Consider the following 22,331-nt stretch of genomic DNA (forward strand, 5'->3'; position numbering starts at 1 on the left):
CCGCCGTGCGATCGGTCATTTGTGAGGCACCCTTTGGTGCGCTGTGAGGCGCCCTGTGAGGGTGGTGAGGCTGCCGCGGGCCGGATTCTGGCGCGCCGGACTGCCCCGCAAATGGGGTCCGATCACCAGGAAGCGCTGCGGACGGGCTGGCCGGGAACGGCTCATGCGAACGGGCGACGCTGCGGGGTTCGGAGCAGGCGCAGCCCTTGACCGTGGGGCGGTGGAGGTGTAACACGGGAAGACGGTCAGCAACGGGGATCCGGGGGTCATCATGTGCCGTCGTCCAATCATCGTCGTCAGCACTGTCGTCGTCCTCGCGGCTCTGGCTTTGGCGCCGTCCGCGGGCGCCGGGAACGTTCCGCGGGGTGGTCCTGCCCGGGCAGCCGCCCTGCACGCCGAGGCCGGGCACGGGCTGAAGGCGCCGCTCAGGCCGGGTGCCCACGGACCGACCCGGATGCACAGCGATGGGTTCAAGGTGAAGGGGCACCTCGACACCGGCGCGCTGAACGCCGACGTGTGGGCACACGACAAGTACGCGTACGTGGGGGTGTGGTCGGCGACGTGCCCCGCGACGGGCGTGAAGGTCGTGGACTACCACAACCTGAGCCACCCCCGGCTCGTGTCGCGCCTGCAGAACGACGAGGGGACGAGCGCCGAGGACGTCGTGGTCCGTCGCGTCAGCACCCCTGAGTTCACTGGTGACCTCGCGGTGACCGGCATCCAGGTCTGCGGGGACGTCGAGGACCCAGTGTTCCGCGGACTCCAGTTCTTCGACGTGACCGACCCGAGGCACCCCGCCGAGCTCGGCCGGTGGACGGCCCCGGAGTTCAGCGTCGGCTGCCACGAGGTCGACCTGGTGCAGCGTCCGGACGGCATGGTCCTGGCGGGGTGCTCGAACCTGTTCGCCGAACAGATCAACGGGACCGGCGAGGTCGTGCTGGTCGATGCCACAGACCCAAACGAGCCGGGCACGGCAGGGGACTGGGCGATCGGTGCCGACCTGGGTGTGGACCCAGGTGCGACGGATCAGAACCTCGGTTGCTTCCCCGCCTCCTTCGACCACAGCGTGCGCTTCGTGGACCAGGGGTTGAGCGTTTACGGCTCATACTGGGACTTCGGGGCCGTCCTGCTGGACATCACCGAGCCAAGCGCACCCTCTTTCGTCAGCACGGCGGACATCGCCCCTCCGGACGAGGACGGCGACGTCCACTCGGTGGTGCGTGCCGGTGACACGCTGCTGGTGAACCCCGAGGACTTCTCGCCGGTCGACTGCCCGGACGAGGACTTCGGCGCGTGGGGCGAGGTGCACCTCTTCGACGTCAGCGACCCGGCCGCCCCCGCCCTCGAGGGGACGTTCTCGACACCCAACAGCCGCACGCTTCGCCAGGACGGCTTCTACTCGGTGCACAACACCGAGGTCGCCAAGGGCAGCCAGGCGTTCTCGTCGTGGTACAGCGACGGCATCGTGTGGTGGGACTACCGGCATCCGTCTGACCCGGTGATGCGAGGTCAGTTCGTGCCGCCGGCAGCCGAGGACGAGACGGGCACCTTCCCAACGGTCGCGATCGTGTGGGGGGTCTTCCTGGACCGGCAGCGCAACCTGGTGCTGGCCAGCGACATGAACAGCGGCCTCTGGATCCTGCGCCCGCGCGCCCTGGGCAACTTCTGACGTCATCCGGTCGCGCCGCGAGGGTCGGCGTGCACCTCCTCCTGCACCAGCCTCACGCCAGCAGCACTTCACCGGAGGCGACGTCCAGGTCGACCGAGCGGACCACGTCGATAGCGGACCATCGCTTCGAAGAACCCCCCTCGGTCCATGGGGCGTGAAGGACACTCGCCCGCGCGGTCCCCGAGGCCGGGGATGTCGGGGTGCTTGATTCCCGTCGACCGGGGGTGTTCAGCCGATGATCTCCTCGCCGAGGCGGCCGCGCTCTGCAAGATCCTCTGCGAGGAACTCGCGTCCGCAGAGTGGGGCCGGGGAGATAGTAGAGGGGCGGAGTAGGGCTCGCCGCGCCAGTCGGGACGATCAAGCCCGTGCCCCTTGGATTCGGACGGTCGCGCCTACGCCATCCTCGTCGCGATCCGGCTCGCCATCGTGTGCGGGTTTGCCCGTTCTCGATCACGCATTGCCCGCATGTGGCGCCCGGCTAGCTCGGATGCGTCACGGGGTGTCCGCCCGTCGCTGCTCTCCATCCTTCCCCGCGCCATCCTTCCCCGCGCGGCGGCCCGCACGACTCCACGATGCGGCGCGCCGGGCCGGCTCGGCCGTCTCTTGCCCGCCGTCCCGCGACCGGCGGCCACTGCCACCGGGAATACCCCAGGGGGGTACAACGTTGAGGCCGCCTACAGGAGGTCCCCATGTCCCGCATCCGTACTCGCTGGCCCCGCGCCGGGCTGCTGGTTGCGCACGCCGCTTGGTCGTGTCGCGTGAAGGTCAGTCACCGCTGAACCGGCCGCAGCCGCGGCCGTCGTACCACCCCTTCACGTCCCACCTCACGATCAGGAGCAACTCCCATGAAGCGACTTCCCCTGGCCATCTGGGCCATGGTCGTCGGCGCCTTCGCCATGGGCGCCGACGAGTTCATCGTCGCCGGCGTCGTCCGCGAGATCGCGTCGGCCCTCGACGTCTCCCTCGGTGCCGTCGGGCACCTCGAGAGCGTCTACGCACTCGGCGTCGCCATCGGCGCCCCCCTCTTCACCGTGCTCGGCGTCCGGTTCGGGCGGCGCAGCATGCTGTTCACCACCACCGCGGTCTTCCTCCTCGGGAACATCCTGTCGGCGCTGGCACCCACCTACGGCTGGGTGATGGCGGGACGGGTCGTCTCCGCGATGGCCCACGGTGCGTTCCTGGGCATCGCCGCGGTCTTCGCCGCGGAGCTCGTGGACCCGGTCCGCAAGGGACGGGCCGTCGCCGTGGTCTTCTCCGGGCTCACCGCGAGCACCGTGCTCGGCGCCCCGATCGGGGCCGCTGTCGGGCAGGCGTTCGGTTGGCGCTTCACCTTCTGGACGCTGGTCGTCCTCGGAGGGGTCGCCCTGCTCGGGCTCCTGGCGACGTTGCCCTCCGGAGCGGGGGTGGCCAGGACGACCACGCCGGAGCACCCCGAGCCGCACGACGGGCACCACGGAACGCACGCCGCTCACCACGAGGCCCCCTCCGGCCAGGAGTTCGAGGGCCTCGACGCCCACGCCCTGGCCCACCTCGGCGGTGGTGGTCAGGGACCGACGATGCGCGAGCAGGCCTTCGCCCTGCGCCGTCCCGCGGTGTGGGGGGCCCTGCTGACCACTCTGCTCGGCTACGGCGGGGTCTTCACCAGCTACGTGTACGTGGCGCCGCAGATCACCGACGTGGCCGGCCTGGACGCCCGCTGGATCACGCCCCTGCTGCTGCTGTTCGGGGCGGGCCTGTTCGTGGGCAACGCCCTGGGCGGCCGGTTCGCCGACAAGGACCTGCGGCTCTCGGTCGTCGTCACGCTGGCGGTGCTCGCGACCACCCTCATGGCACTGACTGTTGCCATCCAGTCGCCGGTGACCGCTGTCCCGATGATGTTCGTGTTCGGTGTCGCCGCCTTCGCGGTGGTGGCCCCGCTCCAGCTGCGGGTGATGACGGCAGCCGGGCACGCGCCCGACGTGGCGAGTGCGGCGAACATCTCGGCCTTCACGCTGGGCAGCGCAGTGGGCATCTACCTCGGCGGGGCCGCGATCGACGGCGGGCTGGGCCTGGCGTCGGTGAACTGGATCGGCGGTCTGATGACGCTCACCGGCCTCGTGGTGGCGCTGGTCACCCTGCGCCACGGCGGTTCACGCGAGGAGCATCACGACCACGCTGCGCGCGTCGGCGGACACCCGCAGGTTGGCGCATCCCACCACGGCGTCGACGAGGCGACTCCCCGGGATCCCGCGCACGTGCTGCACATGCACTGAGCGGGAGGAACGGACAGTGGCCCGGACCCTCGGGGGTCCGGGCCACGGTGGTGTCACCACGAGCGTGCGGCAGCCGGATTCACTCCGCCGGCGCGGGAACGATGAGCACCGGCCGCCCGACGTGGTGGGTGACCGCGGCCGAGGTGCTGCCGAGCAGGGCCGAGCCGATCGCGCCTCGTCCCCGGGACCCGAGCACGACCACCGACGCCTCCGCGGCCGAGGCTGCCTCGACGATGGCGCTCCACGGCGGACGCATCGTCGAGGTGACCTCGGCCGAGGCCACGAGGCCGTGGTCGACCGCCAGCTTCGCGCCCTCCACGGCGACCTGCTGCGAGGAGTCCAGGGTCGACTCGTCGAGCCGGCGCAGGTCCTCGACGTCCGGGTGGTGCTCGAGGTGGGCGGCCATGCCCTCCAGGGGCTGGCGTGCGTAGACGACGACGGCCTCCGCTCCGGGGAAGAGACGCCCGGCCTCGGAGACGGCGGCACGCGAGCCCGGTGAGCCGTCGTAGGCGATCAGGATGCGCAGGGACATGACAGTGGGTCCTTTCGTCGGTGGGGGCACACGCCCCCGGGGGGGCTCACGGTGCGGGACGCCGCTGCCCAGTCACTGTCCGCGGACGCCTCGCCCCGGACAGCGGACGGACAGCCGTCGGACAAGACCCCCACCGATGCTGCATCCACCGAGACTCCCCGGCCTCCGGACTCTTTCCACCGCGAGACCGCGACCACCCCAGTGACCTTTCCAGCACCTCACGAGGAGAAACCCATGAAGAGCACGACCCGCACCGCCGGCTTCGTCCTCAGCCTGGTCGCCGTCACCGGCGCCGCCGCCCTGATCGGCGCTGCCGTCGGCCCTGTCGGCGCCGACACCCAGCCGCAGCCCCATCGGGGTGGCCACGAGTCCGCCGGCGACGTCGTGGCGCCCACCGCCGGGCACGGGGACGGCCACGACGAGTCGCACGGGGCGGCCGGCACCGCGCTGCCAGGAGGCCTGATGGTCTCCCAGGACGGCTACACGCTGCAGCTGCTGCAGGACCACTTCCAGCCCGCGCGCCGAGTGCCGCTCCGCTTCCGGATCACCGACCCGTCCGGCGCGACGGTGACGGCGTACGAGGTGAGCCACGGCAAGCAGCTGCACCTGATCGCGGTACGCCGCGACCTGTCGGACTTCCAGCACGTGCACCCCGAGCTCGACGAGGACGGCACCTGGTCAGTCCCGGTCGACCTCGCGGCGCCGGGAGAGTACCGCGTCTTCGCCGACTTCACCCCGCAGGGAGCGGGGGAGGGCTATACGCTCGGGCACGACGTGTCGGTCGCGGGCGACTACTCCCCGCAGACGCTCCCCGAGCCGGCACGCACGGCCACCGTCGACGGCTACGAGGTCGAGCTCGAGGGCACCCTGGTGCCGGGGCGCACCTCCCGGCTGACGCTCACGGTCACCAAGGACGGGGAGGACGTCACCGACCTCCAGCCGTACCTCGGGGCCTACGGCCACCTCGTCGCGCTCCGCGACGGCGACCTCGCCTACCTGCACGTGCACCCAGACGGCGAGCCCGGCGACGGGCGGACCGAGCCCGGGCCCGTCATCACGTTCCACGCCGAGGTCCCCTCGGTCGGCAGCTACCGGCTGTTCCTGGACTTCCAGCACCGCGGCGTGGTCCGGACGGCGGCGTTCACCGCCACGGCGTCGGACCCCGGCGACGAGCAGGAGACCGGCGGCGACCCCCATGCCGGCGACCACGCCCACTGAGCTCCTGCCTGCCGCCCGGTGGGCAGGCCCACCACAGGAAAGGGAACACCCGAGATGAGCACCAGCACCTACACCGTCGTCGGCATGACCTGCTCGCACTGCGCGATGTCGGTCACCGAGGAGATCACCGCGATCCCCGGTGTCGAGAACGTCGACGTCGACCTCGCCTCCGGGCAGGTCACCGTCTCCTCCGGCTCCGACCTGGACCGCTCGCAGGTCCAGGAGGCCGTGGAGGAGGCCGGCTACCAGCTCGCCGCGAGCTGACCAGCCGACCCCCCACGCCCCCTCCGCCGCCGTCGCCGCCCGGTTCGGCGGCGGAGGGGCACCACTCCCGCGGGGGCAGCCCCGCAACCGCACCCGCACGAAGGACAGGATCATGACCATCCAGGCAGCGCCACCCCCGACCCAGCAGATCGAGCTCGAGATCGGCGGGATGACCTGCGCGTCCTGCGCCAACCGCATCGAGCGCAAGCTGAACAAGCTCGAGGGCGTCGTCGCGACGGTCAACTACGCCACGGAGAAGGCCAGGGTCAGCCTCGACGCCGCCGCGCCCGTCGACCCCGACGTCCTCGTGGCCGCCGTGGAGAGCGCGGGCTACACCGCCCGGCTGCCGCAGCCGCGGGCCGCGGACGGCGCCGCGATCTCCGGGGCCGAGGCCGACGAGGCCGACCCGGTCGCACCCCTGCGCCGCAGGCTGCTCGTCTCGCTGGCGCTCACCGTGCCCGTCGTGGCGCTGGCCATGGTGCCGGCGTGGCAGTTCACCTACTGGCAGTGGCTGTCCCTGACCCTCGCCGCGCCGGTGGTGGTGTGGGGCGCGTGGCCGTTCCACCGGGCCGCCTGGACCAACCTGCGGCACGGCGCCGCGACCATGGACACCCTCGTCTCCGTGGGCACGCTGGCGGCGTTCGGCTGGTCGCTCGTCGCGCTCTTCGCCGGCACCGCCGGCGAGCCGGGCATGACCCACCCGTTCAGCCTCGCGATCGAGCGCACCGACGGGCTCGGCAACATCTACCTCGAGGCCGCCGCGGGGGTCACCACGTTCATCCTCGCCGGTCGCTACTTCGAGGCCCGGTCGAAGCGCCGGGCCGGCGCCGCACTGCGGGCGCTGCTCGAGCTCGGTGCCAAGGAGGTCTCGGTGCTCCGCGGTGACGAGGAGGTGCGCATCCCCACCGACGACCTGCGGGTCGACGACGTCTTCGTCGTCCGCCCCGGGGAGAAGGTGGCCACCGACGGCGTGGTCGTCGAGGGCACCTCGGCGGTCGACGCCTCGATGCTCACCGGCGAGTCCGTCCCGGTGGAGGTCGGCCCGGGTGACGCCGTCACCGGCGCCACCGTCAACGCCGGCGGCCGCCTCGTGGTGCGGGCCACCCGCGTCGGCTCGGAGACCCGGCTCGCGCAGATGGCGAGGCTGGTGGAGGACGCCCAGAACGGCAAGGCGCAGGCCCAGCGGCTCGCCGACCGGATCTCGGGGATCTTCGTCCCGGTGGTGATCGCGCTGTCCGGCGCCACGCTGGGCTTCTGGCTCGGTGCCGGTGCGGGCACGGCTGCCGCGTTCACCGCCGCCGTGGCCGTCCTGATCATCGCCTGCCCCTGCGCCCTCGGCCTCGCCACGCCGACCGCGCTGATGGTGGGCACCGGCCGCGGCGCCCAGCTCGGCATCCTGATCAAGGGTCCCGAGGTCCTGGAGAGCACGCGCCGCGTCGACACCGTCGTGCTGGACAAGACCGGCACCGTGACCACCGGCCAGATGACCCTGGTCGACGTGGTGGCGGCGACCGGCGAGGACGCCGACGAGGTCGCGCGGCTCGCCGGTGCGCTCGAGCACGCCTCCGAGCACCCCATCGCCCGCGCCATCGCCGACGGTGCGCGCCAGCGGGTGGGTGGGTTGCCGGTCCCCGAGGACTTCGCCAACGTGCCCGGCCTGGGCGTCCAGGGCATCGTCGACGGTCACGCGGTGCTCGTCGGCCGGCCCCAGCTGCTGGCGGACTGGTCCCAGTACCTCACCGACGAGCTGACCGCGGCCACGCAGCTCGCGGAGGCGCACGGGCAGACGGCGGTCGCGGTCGGCTGGGACGGCCGGGCGCGCGGCGTGCTGGTCGTCAGCGACGTCGTCAAGCCGACCTCCGCCGAGGCGATCGCCCAGCTCCGGCGGCTCGGGCTCAGCCCGGTGCTGCTCACCGGCGACAACGAGGCGGTGGCCCGGTCGGTGGCCGCGCAGGTCGGCATCCCCGACGGCCCCGACAGCGTGATCGCCGAGGTGCTGCCCGAGGACAAGGTCGACGTCGTCCGACGCCTCCAGGAACAGGGACGGGTCGTGGCGATGGTCGGCGACGGCGTCAACGACGCCGCGGCCCTCGCCCAGGCCGACCTGGGCCTGTCGATGGGCACCGGCACCGACGTCGCGATCGAGGCCAGCGACCTCACGCTGGTCCGCGGCGACCTGCGGGCCGCGGCAGACGCCATCCGGCTCTCCCGCCGCACGCTCGGCACGATCAAGGGCAACCTGTTCTGGGCCTTCGCCTACAACGTCGCCGCGATCCCGCTGGCCGTGGCCGGTCTGCTCAACCCGATGCTGGCCGGTGCCGCGATGGCATTCTCGTCGGTCTTCGTCGTGAGCAACAGCCTCCGCCTGCGCCGCTTCGCCCCGCTCGCCGACGAGCGGCAGCGGGAAGGCGCCGGCCGGTGAGCGCCACACCCCGCGGGGGCGTGCTGATCGTGGGAGCCGGGGCGGCCGGGGCCACCGCGGCGACCGAGCTGAGGGCCCTCGGGTACGACGGGCCGCTCACCGTGGTGAACGGCGAGACCCACGCGCCCTACAACCGCACCACGGTCAACAAGGGCCTGCTCCAGGGCGACATGACGCTCGACTCCGTGGCGCTGGCGGTCCCCTCGGACCCCGGCACGACCTGGGTGCTCGGCAGCCGGGCCGTCGGGCTCGACACCGCGGGACGACGGGTGCGGCTCGACTCGGGCGCCTCGCTGGGCTACGGGTCGCTGCTCGTCGCGACCGGGGCCCACCCGCGGCGGATCCCGGCCCCGCACCCGCCGGGGGTGGCCAGCCGGGTGCGTGTGCTGCGCACCGCCGAGGACGCCCTGGGCCTGCGGGCCCTGCTCGCCGAGGCCGCCGGCCGCGGCGGCGCGGACAGCCCCGTCCGGGTCGCCGTCGTCGGTGGCGGCCTGCTGGGGGCGGAGACCGCCGACGCCCTGGCGTCCGGCGGTGCCGAGGTGGTCCTGGTCGACCCGGACCCCGCCCCCCTCGGCCGGGTGCTCGGCCCGACGGTCGGCGGCTGGCTCCGGCAGCGGCACGAGCAGCACCTGCGCACGGCCTTCGGGGTCACCGTGACCGGGCTCGGACGGGCCGGGGCCGACGTCGTCGTGTCGCTCTCCGACGGCCGCGCCGTGGCGGTGGACCTCGTGCTGGCCGCGGTCGGTGTCGAGCCCTCCGTCGGGTGGCTGGCGGGGTCGCCGGTCGCCGTCGGCGACGGCGTGCACGCCGACGGCCGGCTGCGGGCCCTGGGTGCCGTGGGCGTCTACGTCGCCGGCGACCTGGCGAACGTGGAGACGCCGGCCGGTGCGCGACGGATCGAGCACTGGGGCCACGCCCTGGCGCAGGGCCGCCACGCGGCCCGGGTGATCGCGCACGACCTGGGCCTGGCGGAGGACCCCGGCCCGTTCGAGCCGTCGCTGTCGTTCGCGACCCGGCTCCACGGCAAGGCGATGACCGTCGTCGGCACCTGGCACCCCTCCCTCCGGGAGGTGGTGCTCGCCGGGGACGTCGCCGACGACGCGGTGACCGTCGGCTTCGCCGACGCCGACGACCGGCTGGTCGGCGCCGTGGCACTGGGGTCGCCGAAGGTCGTCAACAGGGTGCGTTCCGTGGTCGCCGGCCGGGGGCCGCTCGGCGCCGCCCGCGAGGCGGTCGCCGCCGTCGCCGCCCCGCGGGCCTGACGCCGCCTCAGCTCGTGGTCCGGGCCCGCGCCGGCTCGCCGGAGCCCAGCTGGAGCTCGGGGCCGGACCGCGGCAGCCGGACAGCCACCACGACCGCCGCCGCCGCGGCCACGAACCCGGCAACCGGCTGCATCGCCTGGACGGTGAACCCGGCGAGCGCGAAGGCCGGGACGGCCGTGGCGTAGACGCGGCCCGCCAGCCGCAGACCGGGGCGGCGCGACAGCGCCCGCCCGAGGAGGACCGCACCCCCGGTGAAGAGCAGCAGGCCGGTCGCCGCGGTGGCGAGCAGTGGAGCCCCGTAGACGTCGCGGTCGACTGCGACGATCTCCTCCACGCCAGCCTGGTGGGCGCGCCCGATGGCCGGCTGCGCGAACGCCGCCGCCGCGAAGACGGCGGTGAGCAGCACGTTGCCGACGACGAACAGGGAGGTGCCGAGCAGACCCGACGGCCGTCGGCCGTCCAGGGCCAGGTGCAGCAGCACGGCGACGGCACCGACGGCACCCAGCCCGGCGCCCAGGATGCTGGCCCCCAGGTGGCTGACGAGGAACAGGTCGGTGGTCACGTAGTCGGCGTAGCCGGCGAAGTCCGTGGTCGGGTCCGGCTGGTGGGTCAGCGTGGACAGCCCCAGCAAGGTGGCGTGCACGGGCAGCAACCAGAGCAGGTGGCGGGCGTGGACGTCGATGGGGGTGATCATCGGTGTGCTCCTTCGTGGACGGACTCCGCGCGGTCACGGACGGGGGAGAGGCGCGGCGAGGAGGTCGTACGACGCGCGGCCACGGCGCTCGCGACGGCGAGGGCAGCCCAGGACCCGGCGACCAGCCACCACACGAGCGGCCGGTCCGCGGGTCGGACGAGCTGGACCGCGGCTGCGGTGGCGCTGTTGGTGACCGCGTGGAAGGCCACCGCGAGCAGCGTGCTGCCGCCGCTGCCCAGGTGCAGGCCGGTCATCACCACCGAGGCCGACGCCAGCATGATCGCCCAGGGCAGCCCGTACCGGGCAGGCTCGGTCACCAGCAGCGGGAGGTGGAAGACCAGCCACGCCGCGGTGACGATCGCGGTGGAGACCGCGACCGAGTGGCGACGCAGCAGCTCGGGCAGCAGGAAGCCGCGCCAGCCGAGCTCCTCACCGAGCGGGCCGGCCACCACCGCGGTCAGCGGCAGCAGCGCCAGGGTGAGCAGCGCGACCGCCGGGCCGTCCGGCGACACGCTGCCCGCGCCGGACACCACAGCCAGCAGGACCGCGGTGGCGGCGACCAGTGGCGGCAGCAGGAGCGCCGTCCACCAACGACGGTCTCGCGGTGGCCACAGCGACCGGAGCAACGCGCGTCGTCGAGCCCGGTGCCGTTGACCAGCCAGCACCAGCAGGGCGGCCACCGAGGGGCCGACGGGCAGCAGCACCGCGGCCTCGGGATTGCCCAGCCGGCCCAGCCACGGCCACCACGAGAGCGCGTAGGCGAGCAGCAGGAAGCGCGCCGTCAGCGGGAGCCGGAGCGGGTTCACCGCGCACCCCCGGCCCGGCCGAGCGCCACGTGTGCCGCGGCCGCCGCCGGGAGCAGCAGCAGGCCACCAGCGACCAGGGAGGCGCCGAGGCCGACGGCGTCCTGCGCCACGCCGACCAGTACGTACAGAGCGCCGGCGAGCCCGGCGCCGAGACCGATCACGACGCCGGCGGCCGCGACGGGTGCGTCGGGCACGAGAGCCTGGGCACGCACCACGAGCAGCGGCTGGCTCACGTAGAGCAGCGCACCGGCGGTCGCGGCGAGCACGACGGTGCCCGCGCCGGGGGGCACCACGACGAGCGCGAGCGCTGCGGGCAGTGCCAGCAGCAGGGAGGCGACCGTGGCGGACCGGTAGCCGGTGCGCCCACCCAGCGCCCCTCCGGCCACGGCGCCGACGCCCGCCGCGAGCGAGTACGCGCCGAGCACCCAGCCGAGCAGGGAGGCGTCAGGCCGCACGCCGTGGGCCTCCACGAGCCACAGGGGCAGCGCGCTGGCCACGACCAGCGAGACGAGGTTGACGATCACCGAGGTCGCCAGCAGCCAGCGGACTGCCGGGGCGGCGCGCAGCAGGGCCGTGCCCTGGCCGCGCACCGTCGCCGCGTGCGGTGACCAGTCCGGGAGGCCGTACCACAGCAGGACGGCCGCGAGCAGGCCCGGCACCATGAGCCAGTACGACGCCTCGAGGCCGTGGCTCCTGACGAACCACAGCACGAGGACCGGCCCCAGCGCGAAGCCGGCCATGCCACCCGCGGTGAACAGGCCCACGGCGAGGCCGGGGTTCGGCGACGCCGAGCTGCCGACGATGCTCACCGCCACCGGGTGCAAGGCGGCGGAGCCGAGCCCGGCCACCGCCAGCAGCACGGCGAGCGTGCCCAGCCCCGGGGCCAGCCCGACGAGGCTCATCGAGACGGCGGCCAGGGCCACGCCGGTGGCGATGACCTTCCTGAGGCCCAGCCGCTCCGCGAAGGCGCCGATCACCGGCTGGGTCGCCGACGAGCTGATGGTCAGCACCGCCACGATGACGGCCAGGTCGGTGGTCGACGCCGCGAAGGTCGTGCGGAGGGAGGGGAGCAGCGCTCCGACGGTGGCCAGCAGCACGTCGTTCACGGCGTGCACCACGGCGAGCAGCACCGCGATCCGGGCTCCCGTGACCAGGCCGGGACGTGCGACGACGTGGGGCACGGCTCCTCCTCTCCCTCCGGGCGCCCGCGGTGGGCGCCGGCGGGACGAGAGTCGCCCCGACCGCTGTCCGTCCGCTGTCCGGGCGCTGCCCGCCCGTCGAGGGGCCGCTGTCCGATGGCCGACACGGTTTGGGCCCTGGCCGACGGTTGATCGCTCGGGCCAGATTGCTCCGGAACCAGCTGGGGCTGTCGAGACAGCCACCGACCTCCGGGCCTCTGCCCGTGGCGCCTGCGAATGTGTTGGCCGCTGCCCATCTCGACCGCGTAGGCGCCAGCTGGTCCACGCGCCGTGTGGTGCTCAGTCGCCCCGCGGGCGCCTTTCCGCCTGCCCTTGTGCACCGCCGATGGGGCCTCGCGCCCATCGTCGAGTTCCTGCAACCGAGGCGTGGATGCTTCGCCTGACGCGTCGCAAGGGTCTCAATGAAGATTCCACGAAGATCGGCCTCGGCGACGTCGTTCTCCGCGTGCGAGGGCTTCGGGAAGGGAACCAGTGACCGTGTTTGCGTTCGACGCTGCGATTCCGGTCCTCGGCACCGGAGGACTTCTCGGCGCAGGCCGGGGCGTCGCCCGACCATTCCTCGTGGCTCGTCGTCATGGCCGTCATTGCTCTACTCGCCGTCCTCGCCCGGTGGGCCATGGCAGCGGCTCGTCCTACGAACCTGCGGACCCGATCGGCAACCCGACGGCGCTCGAGGCACAGTCCGACAGAGATGAGCCGAGGACTGCTGGAGAGGACCTGAGTATGAGGGCTCAGGGAGTTCCGAGCCCTGAGCCCAGCTAGCGGACGAGTCCACGACTGGCCTACCGAGCCTGTGTCAAACCCAACCGCTGGCAACGCTGTCGACCGCCACGCCGGGCCGACGCCGAGCGCGGCTTGACGCCTGCACCTCGACCAGAATTGCCGCGTGGCGATGCAAGCGTTGGCCGGCGATGTCAAACTGGTCGATGAGCGAGCGGCGTTGTCGGCCGGGCATGCCTGTTTCGGGGGGTGGGGCCCCGAGGCTGGCCATCTTGCGCGAGTGGTGCACCTGACCGCGCATCTGGGGCTGGCCCAGTCGACGGGCTTCAAAGTATCGGCGTGACCTCGGGCTGGTCAGTTCGCGTCCTACGGGCCGGGCGTCCATGTTCCGCTGACTGACCTGGAGCTCGTGATGGGGTGTTGCGGGCGGCCGACGACGTGCTGGCTGGCACGGGGGAGGCTGTCAGATTGTGCCCGATCCACCGCGTGGAGGCGAATCGGTGAACGTCTTGGACGCGGATCAGCGCCGTCGGCCCCGGCCAGTGTGCGTACTCCTCGCGGGGGCCTGCGTCTCCTGGTCGCAGCGGCCTCGAGCGCGAACAGAGGTAGGGCTGGCCTGCGGCCGGGGTGTGCAAGACACGCGCCGGCCAGGTCCCCGAGGCGGGGGATGTTGGGGTGATTGATCCCGTCGACCGAGTGGTTCAGCCGATGATCTCGTCGCCGAGGCGGCCGCGCTCGGCAAGATCCTCGGCGAGGAACTCGCGCAGCAGATCGACGGCCTGGAGCACCTTCTTGCCGCGCAGCATGTAGATCACGCTGGTGCCCACGCGCCGGGTGGAGACGACGCCGCGGTCCCGAAGGATCGCGAGGTGCTGGCTGACGTTGGACTGGCTCAGGTCGAGCGCCTCGCACAGTTCGCCGACGCTCAGCTCGCGGTCGCGCAGCTCGTTGATGATGAGAAGACGCTTGGGGTCGGCGATTGCCTTGCACACCCGTGCGTGCAATTCATGTAGCTCCGCTGCAACCTGTCTGTCCACGCGTCCTCCGGTCGCGAGCCCCACCTACCCTGGTGCTGATTGTAGAGTTCAGCCGCCTCCGCTGAGGACCACGACCACCGCGCCCAGGGAGAGCAGCACGGTGGCGGCCGTGATGCCGCGGACCGCCCAGACCCCCATTGGCGACTCGGCCACGTCGTTGCGGTGACCGTGGAGAAAGCGGGCCTCCACCTGCAGCAACACGAACAGAGCAGCCAGCATCCCGACCGCACCCACCAGCGACAGACCGAGAGCGCCGCCGGCGAGGTGCAGCAGCAGCGCCGAGACGCCGACCAGACCCAGCGCCGTGCGTTGCCAGGCCATGGCCGTGCGCTCGGCCTGCAGCCCGTTGTCCGTGCTCACAGGGTCACCCGCCCATGAGGTCCAGGATCGTGAGCACCAGTGCGGCCACCGCGGTGAGGGTCAGCGCTGCCGCGACCAGCCGGGGCACCGGGGAGTGCGGCAGCGGCTCTCCGAGTCGCATGGCCCGCTCGTTGCTCTCCCAGTGGGCGTACGAGCCTCCCGCAAGCAGCCCGCCCAGCAGGATGAGCAGCAGACCCAGAGCGTGCCGGACCAGGTCGAGACCCGGCACGAACTGTATGACGGCCACGCCCGCAGCCATCATCGCGAGCGCTGAGCGGACCCAGGCGAGGAAGGTGCGCTCGTTGGCCAGGGTGAACCGGTAGTCGGGAGCCTCGCCGACCCCGTTGAGGGGGCTGCGGTCGGAGCGCCGTGAGAAGGTCATCTGCTCAGCGACGTCGAGGCCGCGCACTGATTGCGACCCACATCGAGGATGTCGATCTCGTCCTCGGGCGGGGCGATCCTGCCGGCGTTGACCAGCCGGATCGTGTCGTAGGTCTGCGGTGCCGCCGGCAGCGAGGTGACGATCTCCTCGACGAACTTCTCCATCGCCTTCTGGTTGAGCAGCGTCGCGGTGAACACGTCTTCGAGCGTCGTCACCACCAGTCCCTCGCTGTTGATCTCGTCTGAGCTCGACCAGTGCGCGGGGGCGATGATCGTCTGCGGGTCGAGGGGGCGGAGCCGCTCGTGCACGCTCCGGAAGAGGTCCCGCGCCAGCTCCTCGGCCTGCCCGGTCAGGTCGGGCCGGCCCAATCCGCGGACGAAGACGGTGTCACCCACGAGGAGCACGGCGTCGCTGACCAGCAGCGCGATGGTGCCGGGTGTGTGACCGGGCAGGTGCATGCTCATCACCCGCACCTGCGCCGAACCCAGGTCGAGGACGTCGCCGTCAGCGAGCGGCCGGTTCGGGAACGGCACCACGCCGCCGCAGTCCTCCGGCGGCAGGTGGTACTCCACGCCCAGCTCCGCGGCGAGGAAAGGGCCGCCGCTGATGTGGTCTGCGTGCACGTGGGTGTCGACAACGTGGCTGACGGTCATTCCGTGCTCGGCGGCGAGGTCGAGGTAGGGCTGGGGTTGGCGGGTCGGGTCCACGATGATGCAGCGCTCGCCAGGCACGCCCACGACGTACGACAGGCACGCCTTGGCGGGGCGCTGGAACTGCCAGACCTGGACGGGCGCCGGTAGCCCGGTGATCTCGACCGGCACCAGCAGACGGTTCCAGGCGTCGGTCCCACCCTCGAGCGACCGGACAGTCCTTCCCAGGTCGCCGAACTCCTCGGCAACGAGCTCGGATCCGTTGCCCTGACCGCAGATCACGACCGCTCCCTCGAGGGTGCGTGCACACTCCTCCTCGAGGTCCTCGAAGACCCGGTAGACGGGCACGTTGCGGGTAGGCACCGGTCGCGAGCCCTCGATGCGGCTGGCCTCGAACTCATCCAGGTTCCGCACGTCGAGGAACTCCGGCACACTCCCGTCGGCGATCTCGTGGAACAGCTCCAGCGGGGTCACGGTCTCGGCCACGGTCTCTCCTACGAGTTCTGCGAAGGCCTTGTTATATGCGCAAACACGAATGTAGTGTCCGGAGTCACGCTTTGGCAACGCCCCAACTTGTGGGAGAAAGAGGACTCGCCCATGGCGGACAACGAGGACACGGACGTACCGGAGAGCATGACGATCGTTGCCTGGAGCGGCGATCTCGACAAGATGTGGCCGACCTTGATCTTGGGGTCGACTGGGGCGGCCTACGGGATGCGGACCACCATCTTCTTCACCTTCTGGGGGCTGTTTGCGCTGGTGCGTGACGAGGTCCGGATCACCGGGACCAACGCCATGACCAAGGCGCTCGCGGGGATGAACCGGCCGGGCATCAGCCACATGAAGCTCTCGAAGCTCAACATGGCCGGTGCCGGCGCCTGGATGATGAACAAGCTCGCCACGGACAACAAGGTCGCCAGTCCCAAGGAGCTCATCGAGATGTGCCTCGAGCTCGACGTCAACCTCTGGCCGTGCGAGATGACCATGGAGCTCATGGGGCTGCGTCCCGACCAGCTGATCGAGGGTGTCGGCGAGCCGGTCGGTGCCGCCACTGCGCTCTCGGAGATGAGCAAGTCCCAGATCAACCTCTTCATCTAGGAGCCAGTGATGGACTACCAGGTCGACCTGACCATCGATGCCAAGGGCAAGAAGTGTCCGATGCCGGTGCTGCTGACGTCCAAGGGCATCAAGCAGATCGAGCCTGGCCAGATCATGGTCGTGGAGGCCACCGACGGGGGTTCGCGCAGCGACATCCCCTCGTGGGCCAAGGACACCGGCAACGAGCTGCTCGAAGCCACCAGCGAGGAAGGCTTCTTCCGCTACGTCATCCGGAAGGGCTGAAGACGGGTGCAGTACGGGTTCGCGATCGACCAGCGCACCTGTATCGGTTGCCACGCCTGCACAGTCGCCTGCAAGACCGAGCACGAGGTGCCGCTCGGCCAGTTCCGGACCTGGGTGAAGTACGTCGACACCGGGTCCTTCCCCGACACGACGCGCTCGTTCGGGGTGATGCGCTGCAACCACTGCACCGACGCGCCCTGCGTGAAGATCTGCCCCACCCAGGCGCTCTTCAAGCGTGACGACGGGATCGTCGACTTCGACAACCAGCGCTGCATCGGCTGCAAGAGCTGCATGCAGGCCTGTCCGTACGACGCCATCTACATCGACGCCGACACGCACACCGCCGCGAAGTGCAACCTCTGCGCGCACCGGGTCGACGAAGGCCTGGAGCCTGCCTGCGTGGTGGTTTGCCCGACTCATTCGATCTGGGTCGGCGACCTTGAGGACCCGAAGAGCGGCATCGCGAAGCTGGTGAGCACCAACGAGACCGCGGTCCGCAGCCCGGAGCAGAACACCGGCCCCAACGTCTTCTACCTGGGCGCCGACCGGGCCGTGCTCGACCCACTGGCCGCACCGGTGGACGACACCTACATCTGGGCGAAGCCCGACGCTCAGCGGTTGGCGACGCAGGGCGACGTGACCCGCGACCCGGTCACCCAGGCCCGGACGACGCTGAACACTGCGCACCCGCGCCCGTGGGGCTGGAAGGTCGTCACCTACCTGTGGACCAAGGGCATCGGCGCCGGAGCGCTGGCGGTGGCGCTGGTCGCCCACCTGCTGGGGATCGGCCTGGGCGCCGTCGGTGACTGGGTGGCGCCGGCCCTGGGCCTGTTCGGGGCAGCGACTACCGGTGCCCTGCTGGTGTGGGACCTCAAGCGTCCCGAGCGGTTCCTCTACATCTTCTTGAAGTCCAACTTCACGTCGTGGCTGGTCCTGGGCGCCTACGTGCTCACCGCCTTCTCCGGTGGGGCGATCCTCTGGGCACTCGCGGCCGCGTTCGACGTGGGCTGGGCGATGACGACCTTGGCTTGGGTCGGTCTGCCGGTCTGCGCCCTGATGGCGGGCTACACGGCCTTCCTCTTCGGGCAGGCCGAGGGCCGCGACCTGTGGCAGTCGCCGCTGCTCTTCTGGCACCTGACCGTGCAGGCCGTCATGGTGGGCAGCGGTGCGTTGGCCGTCGCCGGTCTCTTCGCCGACCTCGGCGACCGAGCCTGGCGACTGGTGGCCGCCGCGTTCGTGGTGTCGACGGTCCTTCACCTGCTGATGCTCGCCCTGGAGTACGGCGGCAGGCACGCCAGCCGGCAGGCCTCGATGGCTGCCCACATCGTCACCAGCGGCCGCTACGCGCGGCTGTTCTGGCTCGGGGCGGTCGCCCCGGCGGCGGCGGCGGCCGTCCTCGGCGCGCTCACCTGGGGCGGCATGCCGGTCGTCCTGCTCGCGCTCGCCGGCGTCGTCGTACAACCCGCCCTGGTTGTCTACGAGAGCGTCTTCGTCCGCGCCGGCCAGGACCCGGCCCTCTCATGACCACGAACGGAGCACCTGTGAACCCTCGCGTGAACATGCCGGGCGAGCGCAGCCACGAAGGTCTGCGCAACTACCCGCCGGTGGAGGACTGGGACCACCACGTCGAGTTCGACGCGAAGGCGCACCCGCGCAAGGTCCCGCACACCTACTCGCTGATCCCGACCATCTGCTTCAACTGCGAGTCCTCGTGCGGACTGCTCGCCTACGTCGACCACGAGGACCTCTCGATCAAGAAGTTCGAGGGCAACCCGGCGCACCCGGGGTCGCGGGGCCGCAACTGCGCCAAGGGTCCGGCGACGATCAACCAGGTTCACGACCCCGAGCGCATCCTGTACCCGCTGCGCCGGGTGGGCGAGCGCGGCTCGGGGAAGTTCGAGCGGGTCAGCTGGGACGAGGCGCTCGCCGACATCGCCGGCCGGGTCCGCCGAGCGATCGTCGAGGATCGCAAGGACGAGGTGATGTACCACGTCGGCCGTCCCGGCGAAGACGGGTTCGTCGAGCGGGTGCTGCAGGCGTGGGGCGTCGACGGCCACAACAGCCACACCAACGTCTGCTCGTCCGGTGGCCGGTCCGGCTACACGCACTGGATGGGCTACGACCGGCCGTCCCCGGACTACGCGAACGCCAAGACGATCCTGTTGCTGTCGTCCCACCTCGAGACCGGGCACTACTTCAACCCGCACGCCCAGCGGATCATGGAGGCCAAGCAGAACGGCGCCAAGCTGGCCGTGCTCGACCTGCGGCTGTCCAACACCGCCTCGCATGCCGACCTGTGGATCTCGCCGTGGCCGGGCAGCGAGGGCGCAATCTTCCTGGCCGTCGCCTCGCACCTGCTGCGCACCCGCCGGATCGACGAGGCGTTCCTGCGCCGCTGGGTGAACTGGGACGTCTACCTCGAGCGCCTGCACCCCGACGCCCCTCGGGACTTCGAGACCTTCCTCGACCGGCTGACCGACGACTACGCCCACTACACCTTCGAGTACGCCGCCGCCGAGGCGCACGTCCCGGTCGAGCAGATCGAGCGGCTGGCCGCGCTGGTCGCCGACGCCGGCACCCGGTTGGCCACCCACACGTGGCGCTCGGCCGCGGCCGGCAACCTCGGCGGCTGGCAGATCGCCCGCAGCCTGTTCTTCCTCAACGTGCTGACCGGCAGCGTCGGCACCGAGGGCGGGACGCACCCGAACGGCTGGGACAAGTTCATCGCGCACTTCCCGCAGATGCCGGAGCCCAACGACGTCTGGAGCGAGATGCTCTGGCCGCGGGAGTACCCGCTCACCACGAACGAGATGTCGATCCTGCTGCCGCACCTGCTGAAGGACGGGCGCGGGCGCCTCGAGGTGTACTTCAGCCGGGTCTACAACCCGCTGTGGGTCAACCCCGACGGCTTCACCTGGATCGACGTCCTCAAGGACGAGGAGAAGATGGGGCTCCATGTGGCGCTCACGCCGACATGGAGCGAGTCTGCGACTTTCGCCGACTACGTGCTGCCGATGGGGCACGCGTCGGAGCGGCACGACACGATGTCGTTCGAGACGCACACCTCGAAGTGGCTCGCCTTCCGCCAGCCGGTGACCCGCGTCGCGATGGAGCAGCGCGGCATCCCCTACCAGGACAGCCGTGACGCGAACCCCGGCGAGGTCTGGGAGGAGAACGAGTTCTGGTTCGAGCTGTCCTGGCAGATCGACCCCGACGGCGCGCTCGGCATCCGGAAGTACTTCGAGTCGCAGGAGCGTCCCGGGGAGCGGATGACCCAGGACGAGTACTACGACACGTTGTTCTCGCACAGCGTCCCTGGGCTGCCGGAGGCGGCGCAGGGCCAGGGCCTGACCCCGCTGCAGTACATGCGCAAGTACGGCGTGTTCGAGGTCGCCAAGGACCTCTACCGCCTCGACGAGCGGCAGCTGACCGAGGCGGAGCTCGAGGGCGCCGAGCCGGACGAGCGGGGGGTGCTCCGCAAGCCGGTCACCCTGGAGTCGCAGCCGCCGCTGGTCGGCGAGGCGGGCGCGGTGGGCGTCGTGCACGAGGACGGCACGCAGACGGCCGGCTGGCTGTCCCCATCGCGCAAGCTCGAGCTCTTCTCCACGACGCTCGCGGACTGGGGCTGGCCCGACCAGGCGACGCCGGGCTACATCGAGTCGCACGTCGCCGCGCGCAAAGTCGACCGCGGCAACGACGAGTTCGTGCTGATGCCCAACTTCCGGCTGCCGACGCTGATCCACACCCGCTCGGGCAACGCGAAGTACCTCAACGAGATCGCCAACACCCACCCGCTGTGGTTCAACAAGGACGACGCGGTGGCGATGGGGCTCGGCACGGGCGAGCTGGTGCGGGTGACCACCGAGATCGGCCACTTCGTGGTGCGGGTCTGGGCGACCGAGGCGATCCGGCCCGGCGTGGTGGGCCTCTCCCACCACATGGGCCGCTGGCAGCAGGACGGTCACCCCGGCAGCCGATGGGTGATGGGCAAGGTCGACCTCAACCGGTCCGAGGACGGCATCTGGAAGCTGCGCTACAAGGAAGGGGTCAAGCCCTTCACGAGCGACGACCCCGACTCCGAGCGGATCTACTGGGACGACCCGGGCGTGCACCAGAACCTCACCTTCCCGGTCCAACCCGACCCGATCTCCGGCATGCACTGCTGGCACCAGAAGGTGCGCATCGAGAAGGCCCGCGAGGGCGACCAGTACGGCGACGTGGAGGTCGACGTGAACAAGTCGCGCGAGGTCTACCGCCGGTGGCTGTCGATGGCCCGGCCCGGGCCCGGCCCCGGCGGCCAGCGCCGGCCGGAGTTCATGATGCGCCACGTCACGCCGAAGCGGTCGGCCTACCGGATGGCCGCCACCGGCGCCCGGGGGGAGGACCAGTGAGCCTGTTGTCGCGCCGCCCGCCCTCCGCGGACGTCGACGCGGACGCCGTACGAGGTGCCGCGGGGGCGGTGCGTGATCCCGAGCTGCACCTCGACCTCGACGAGGCAGGCATGCTCGGCGACGTCACCGTCGACCACGACGGCACGGCGCACGTCACCGTTCGTCTCACCACGCCGACCTGCCCGATGCGCGAACGGCTCGTCGCCGACGTCGGGACTGCGGTCGACACGGTCCCCGGCGTCACCGGCGTGCGGGTCAAGTTCGACGCGATGACCGACGGCGAGCGGATGAGCCTGGCGTCCCGGCTGCGGGGAGGCCGCGAGGACGGGCACCCGTTCGGCCCCGACGCCACGACCCACGTCTACGCCGTCGCCAGCGGCAAGGGCGGCGTCGGCAAGTCGACCGTGACGGCCAACCTCGCGGTGGCCCTTGCCCAGCAGGGCAAGCGGGTCGGCGTCCTCGACGCAGACGTGTGGGGGTGGTCGGTCCCGCAGCTGTTCGGGGTTCGGCACCCGCCCGTCGCGCTGAAGGGCCTGATGCTGCCGCTTCAGGCGCACGGCGTCTCCCTGATGTCGGTCGGCTTCCTCGTCCAGGGCGACGAACCGGTGGTGTGGCGGGGCCCGATGCTGCACAAGGCGATCGAACAATTCCTCGGCGACGTGCACTGGGGCGACCTCGACGTCCTGCTCATCGACCTCCCGCCGGGGACCGGCGACGTCACCCTCACCCTGCTCGAGCTGATCCCGGACGCGCAGCTGCTGGCGGTGACCACGCCCCAACCGGCTGCCCAGACCGTGGCCGCCCGGGTGGGCCGGATGGCGCGCGACGCGCGGATGCCGATCGCGGGCGTCATCGAGAACATGTCCACCCTGGTCTGCTCGTCGTGCGACGCCGAGACGCCGCTGTTCGGCGAGGGAGGAGGCGCCCGGCTTGCCGCGGGCATCGGCACCACGCTGCTCGGCCAGGTCCCGCTCGACCTCCCGCTCCGCACCGCGGGCGACCTCGGCCTGCCGGCGATGGTGGCCACCCCGGACGCGCCGTCGGTGGTGGAGCTGCGCCGCATCGCCGCCAGCCTGCCGGTGGTCCGTCGGAGCCTGGTCGGTCGGTCGCTCCCGCTGTCCGTCGTGTGACG

At 71.8% G+C, this 22,331-nt stretch carries 20 protein-coding genes; 12 read left to right on the plus strand and 8 right to left on the minus strand.

The window, feature by feature from the left end; translation table 11 throughout:
- Window positions 1–475: 475 nt before the first annotated feature.
- The gene (locus ACFPGP_RS00595) at window positions 476–1,669 is read left to right on the plus strand and encodes an LVIVD repeat-containing protein (protein ID WP_378585461.1); all 1,194 of its coding nucleotides are present in this window, start codon (window positions 476–478) and stop codon (window positions 1,667–1,669) included.
- A gap of 845 nt (window positions 1,670–2,514) precedes the next feature.
- Window positions 2,515–3,921, plus strand: a complete 1,407-nt coding sequence (locus tag ACFPGP_RS00600; protein WP_378585463.1) for an MFS transporter — start codon at window positions 2,515–2,517, stop codon at window positions 3,919–3,921.
- Between the two features lie 79 nt (window positions 3,922–4,000).
- Here the strand turns inward: ACFPGP_RS00600 and ACFPGP_RS00605 are convergent, their stop codons facing one another.
- Window positions 4,001–4,453: a universal stress protein gene (locus ACFPGP_RS00605; protein ID WP_378585466.1), complete on the minus strand. Its 453-nt coding sequence runs from the start codon at window positions 4,451–4,453 to the stop codon at window positions 4,001–4,003.
- Between the two features lie 234 nt (window positions 4,454–4,687).
- Between ACFPGP_RS00605 and ACFPGP_RS00610 the strand changes: the two genes are divergently transcribed.
- The 4 genes from ACFPGP_RS00610 to ACFPGP_RS00625 all read left to right on the plus strand — a co-directional run bounded on the left by ACFPGP_RS00610 (window position 4,688) and on the right by ACFPGP_RS00625 (window position 9,619).
- Window positions 4,688–5,671 (plus strand): hypothetical protein, encoded by a 984-nt coding sequence (locus ACFPGP_RS00610; protein ID WP_378585469.1) that lies wholly within the window; start codon window positions 4,688–4,690, stop codon window positions 5,669–5,671.
- Window positions 5,672–5,725: 54 nt separating this feature from the next.
- On the plus strand, window positions 5,726–5,935 hold the full coding sequence (locus ACFPGP_RS00615; RefSeq protein ID WP_378585472.1) for a heavy-metal-associated domain-containing protein: 210 nt from the start codon (window positions 5,726–5,728) through the stop codon (window positions 5,933–5,935).
- A 112-nt stretch (window positions 5,936–6,047) separates the two neighbouring features.
- On the plus strand, window positions 6,048–8,357 hold the full coding sequence (locus ACFPGP_RS00620) for a heavy metal translocating P-type ATPase (protein ID WP_378585475.1): 2,310 nt from the start codon (window positions 6,048–6,050) through the stop codon (window positions 8,355–8,357).
- A complete protein-coding gene (locus ACFPGP_RS00625; protein WP_378585477.1) occupies window positions 8,354–9,619 on the plus strand; it encodes an NAD(P)/FAD-dependent oxidoreductase in 1,266 nt (421 codons plus the stop codon). Before ACFPGP_RS00620 ends, ACFPGP_RS00625 begins: the two co-directional genes overlap by 4 nt.
- Window positions 9,620–9,626: 7 nt before the next feature.
- Here the strand turns inward: ACFPGP_RS00625 and ACFPGP_RS00630 are convergent, their stop codons facing one another.
- The 3 genes from ACFPGP_RS00630 to ACFPGP_RS00640 are packed head-to-tail and all read right to left on the minus strand — an operon-like array spanning window position 9,627 to window position 12,300.
- Complete coding sequence (locus ACFPGP_RS00630) at window positions 9,627–10,313, minus strand: hypothetical protein (protein WP_378585480.1); 687 nt, start codon at window positions 10,311–10,313, stop codon at window positions 9,627–9,629.
- The gene (locus ACFPGP_RS00635; RefSeq protein WP_378585483.1) at window positions 10,310–11,119 is read right to left on the minus strand and encodes a CPBP family intramembrane glutamic endopeptidase; all 810 of its coding nucleotides are present in this window, start codon (window positions 11,117–11,119) and stop codon (window positions 10,310–10,312) included. The genes ACFPGP_RS00630 and ACFPGP_RS00635 overlap by 4 nt, the downstream gene beginning before the upstream one ends.
- A complete protein-coding gene (locus tag ACFPGP_RS00640; protein WP_378585485.1) occupies window positions 11,116–12,300 on the minus strand; it encodes an MFS transporter in 1,185 nt (394 codons plus the stop codon). The genes ACFPGP_RS00635 and ACFPGP_RS00640 overlap by 4 nt, the downstream gene beginning before the upstream one ends.
- Window positions 12,301–13,204: 904 nt before the next feature.
- On the opposite strand from ACFPGP_RS00640, the gene ACFPGP_RS00645 reads away from it, so the two are divergent.
- Window positions 13,205–13,381, plus strand: a complete 177-nt coding sequence (locus ACFPGP_RS00645; RefSeq protein ID WP_378585487.1) for a hypothetical protein — start codon at window positions 13,205–13,207, stop codon at window positions 13,379–13,381.
- A gap of 358 nt (window positions 13,382–13,739) precedes the next feature.
- Here the strand turns inward: ACFPGP_RS00645 and ACFPGP_RS00650 are convergent, their stop codons facing one another.
- The 4 genes from ACFPGP_RS00650 to ACFPGP_RS00665 are packed head-to-tail and all read right to left on the minus strand — an operon-like array spanning window position 13,740 to window position 15,953.
- A complete protein-coding gene (locus ACFPGP_RS00650) occupies window positions 13,740–14,099 on the minus strand; it encodes an ArsR/SmtB family transcription factor (protein WP_378585489.1) in 360 nt (119 codons plus the stop codon).
- Window positions 14,100–14,123: 24 nt separating this feature from the next.
- Window positions 14,124–14,435: a DUF202 domain-containing protein gene (locus ACFPGP_RS00655; protein ID WP_378585492.1), complete on the minus strand. Its 312-nt coding sequence runs from the start codon at window positions 14,433–14,435 to the stop codon at window positions 14,124–14,126.
- A gap of 4 nt (window positions 14,436–14,439) precedes the next feature.
- Window positions 14,440–14,817: a YidH family protein gene (locus tag ACFPGP_RS00660; protein ID WP_378585494.1), complete on the minus strand. Its 378-nt coding sequence runs from the start codon at window positions 14,815–14,817 to the stop codon at window positions 14,440–14,442.
- Entirely contained in the window at window positions 14,814–15,953 is a 1,140-nt protein-coding gene (locus ACFPGP_RS00665; protein WP_378585496.1) for an MBL fold metallo-hydrolase, read from the minus strand. Before ACFPGP_RS00665 ends, ACFPGP_RS00660 begins: the two co-directional genes overlap by 4 nt.
- Before the next feature lie 111 nt (window positions 15,954–16,064).
- Here ACFPGP_RS00665 and ACFPGP_RS00670 point away from each other — a divergent pair, with 111 nt between their 5' ends.
- Genes ACFPGP_RS00670 through ACFPGP_RS00690 form a run of 5 tightly spaced genes read left to right on the plus strand, consistent with a single transcriptional unit; the run spans window position 16,065 to window position 22,329 of the window.
- The gene (locus ACFPGP_RS00670; RefSeq protein ID WP_378585499.1) at window positions 16,065–16,565 is read left to right on the plus strand and encodes a DsrE/DsrF/DrsH-like family protein; all 501 of its coding nucleotides are present in this window, start codon (window positions 16,065–16,067) and stop codon (window positions 16,563–16,565) included.
- A 9-nt stretch (window positions 16,566–16,574) separates the two neighbouring features.
- Window positions 16,575–16,808 (plus strand): sulfurtransferase TusA family protein, encoded by a 234-nt coding sequence (locus ACFPGP_RS00675; protein WP_378585501.1) that lies wholly within the window; start codon window positions 16,575–16,577, stop codon window positions 16,806–16,808.
- 6 nt (window positions 16,809–16,814) lie between these two features.
- Window positions 16,815–18,332 carry a 4Fe-4S dicluster domain-containing protein gene (locus ACFPGP_RS00680; protein WP_378585503.1) on the plus strand — a complete coding sequence of 506 codons (1,518 nt, stop codon included), beginning with the start codon at window positions 16,815–16,817 and terminating at the stop codon, window positions 18,330–18,332.
- 17 nt (window positions 18,333–18,349) lie between these two features.
- A complete protein-coding gene (locus tag ACFPGP_RS00685) occupies window positions 18,350–21,199 on the plus strand; it encodes a molybdopterin-dependent oxidoreductase (protein ID WP_378585505.1) in 2,850 nt (949 codons plus the stop codon).
- The gene (locus ACFPGP_RS00690) at window positions 21,196–22,329 is read left to right on the plus strand and encodes an Mrp/NBP35 family ATP-binding protein (RefSeq protein ID WP_378585507.1); all 1,134 of its coding nucleotides are present in this window, start codon (window positions 21,196–21,198) and stop codon (window positions 22,327–22,329) included. The genes ACFPGP_RS00685 and ACFPGP_RS00690 overlap by 4 nt, the downstream gene beginning before the upstream one ends.
- Window positions 22,330–22,331 lie beyond the last annotated feature (2 nt).

The sequence above is a fragment of the Nocardioides taihuensis genome (assembly GCF_042657275.1).
GTDB lineage: Bacteria > Actinomycetota > Actinomycetes > Propionibacteriales > Nocardioidaceae > Nocardioides > Nocardioides taihuensis.

What these genes read in the sequence shown, in the direction of transcription:
- ACFPGP_RS00630 (WP_378585480.1), bottom strand. Translation starts at nt 10,313, where the DNA reads ATGATCACCCCCATCGACGTCCACGCCCGCCACCTGCTCTGGTTGCTG.
- ACFPGP_RS00660 (WP_378585494.1), bottom strand. Translation starts at nt 14,817, where the DNA reads ATGACCTTCTCACGGCGCTCCGACCGCAGCCCCCTCAACGGGGTCGGC.
- ACFPGP_RS00605 (WP_378585466.1), bottom strand. Translation starts at nt 4,453, where the DNA reads ATGTCCCTGCGCATCCTGATCGCCTACGACGGCTCACCGGGCTCGCGT.
- ACFPGP_RS00600 (WP_378585463.1), top strand. Translation starts at nt 2,515, where the DNA reads ATGAAGCGACTTCCCCTGGCCATCTGGGCCATGGTCGTCGGCGCCTTC.
- ACFPGP_RS00670 (WP_378585499.1), top strand. Translation starts at nt 16,065, where the DNA reads ATGGCGGACAACGAGGACACGGACGTACCGGAGAGCATGACGATCGTT.
- ACFPGP_RS00675 (WP_378585501.1), top strand. Translation starts at nt 16,575, where the DNA reads ATGGACTACCAGGTCGACCTGACCATCGATGCCAAGGGCAAGAAGTGT.
- ACFPGP_RS00620 (WP_378585475.1), top strand. Translation starts at nt 6,048, where the DNA reads ATGACCATCCAGGCAGCGCCACCCCCGACCCAGCAGATCGAGCTCGAG.
- ACFPGP_RS00615 (WP_378585472.1), top strand. Translation starts at nt 5,726, where the DNA reads ATGAGCACCAGCACCTACACCGTCGTCGGCATGACCTGCTCGCACTGC.
- ACFPGP_RS00610 (WP_378585469.1), top strand. Translation starts at nt 4,688, where the DNA reads ATGAAGAGCACGACCCGCACCGCCGGCTTCGTCCTCAGCCTGGTCGCC.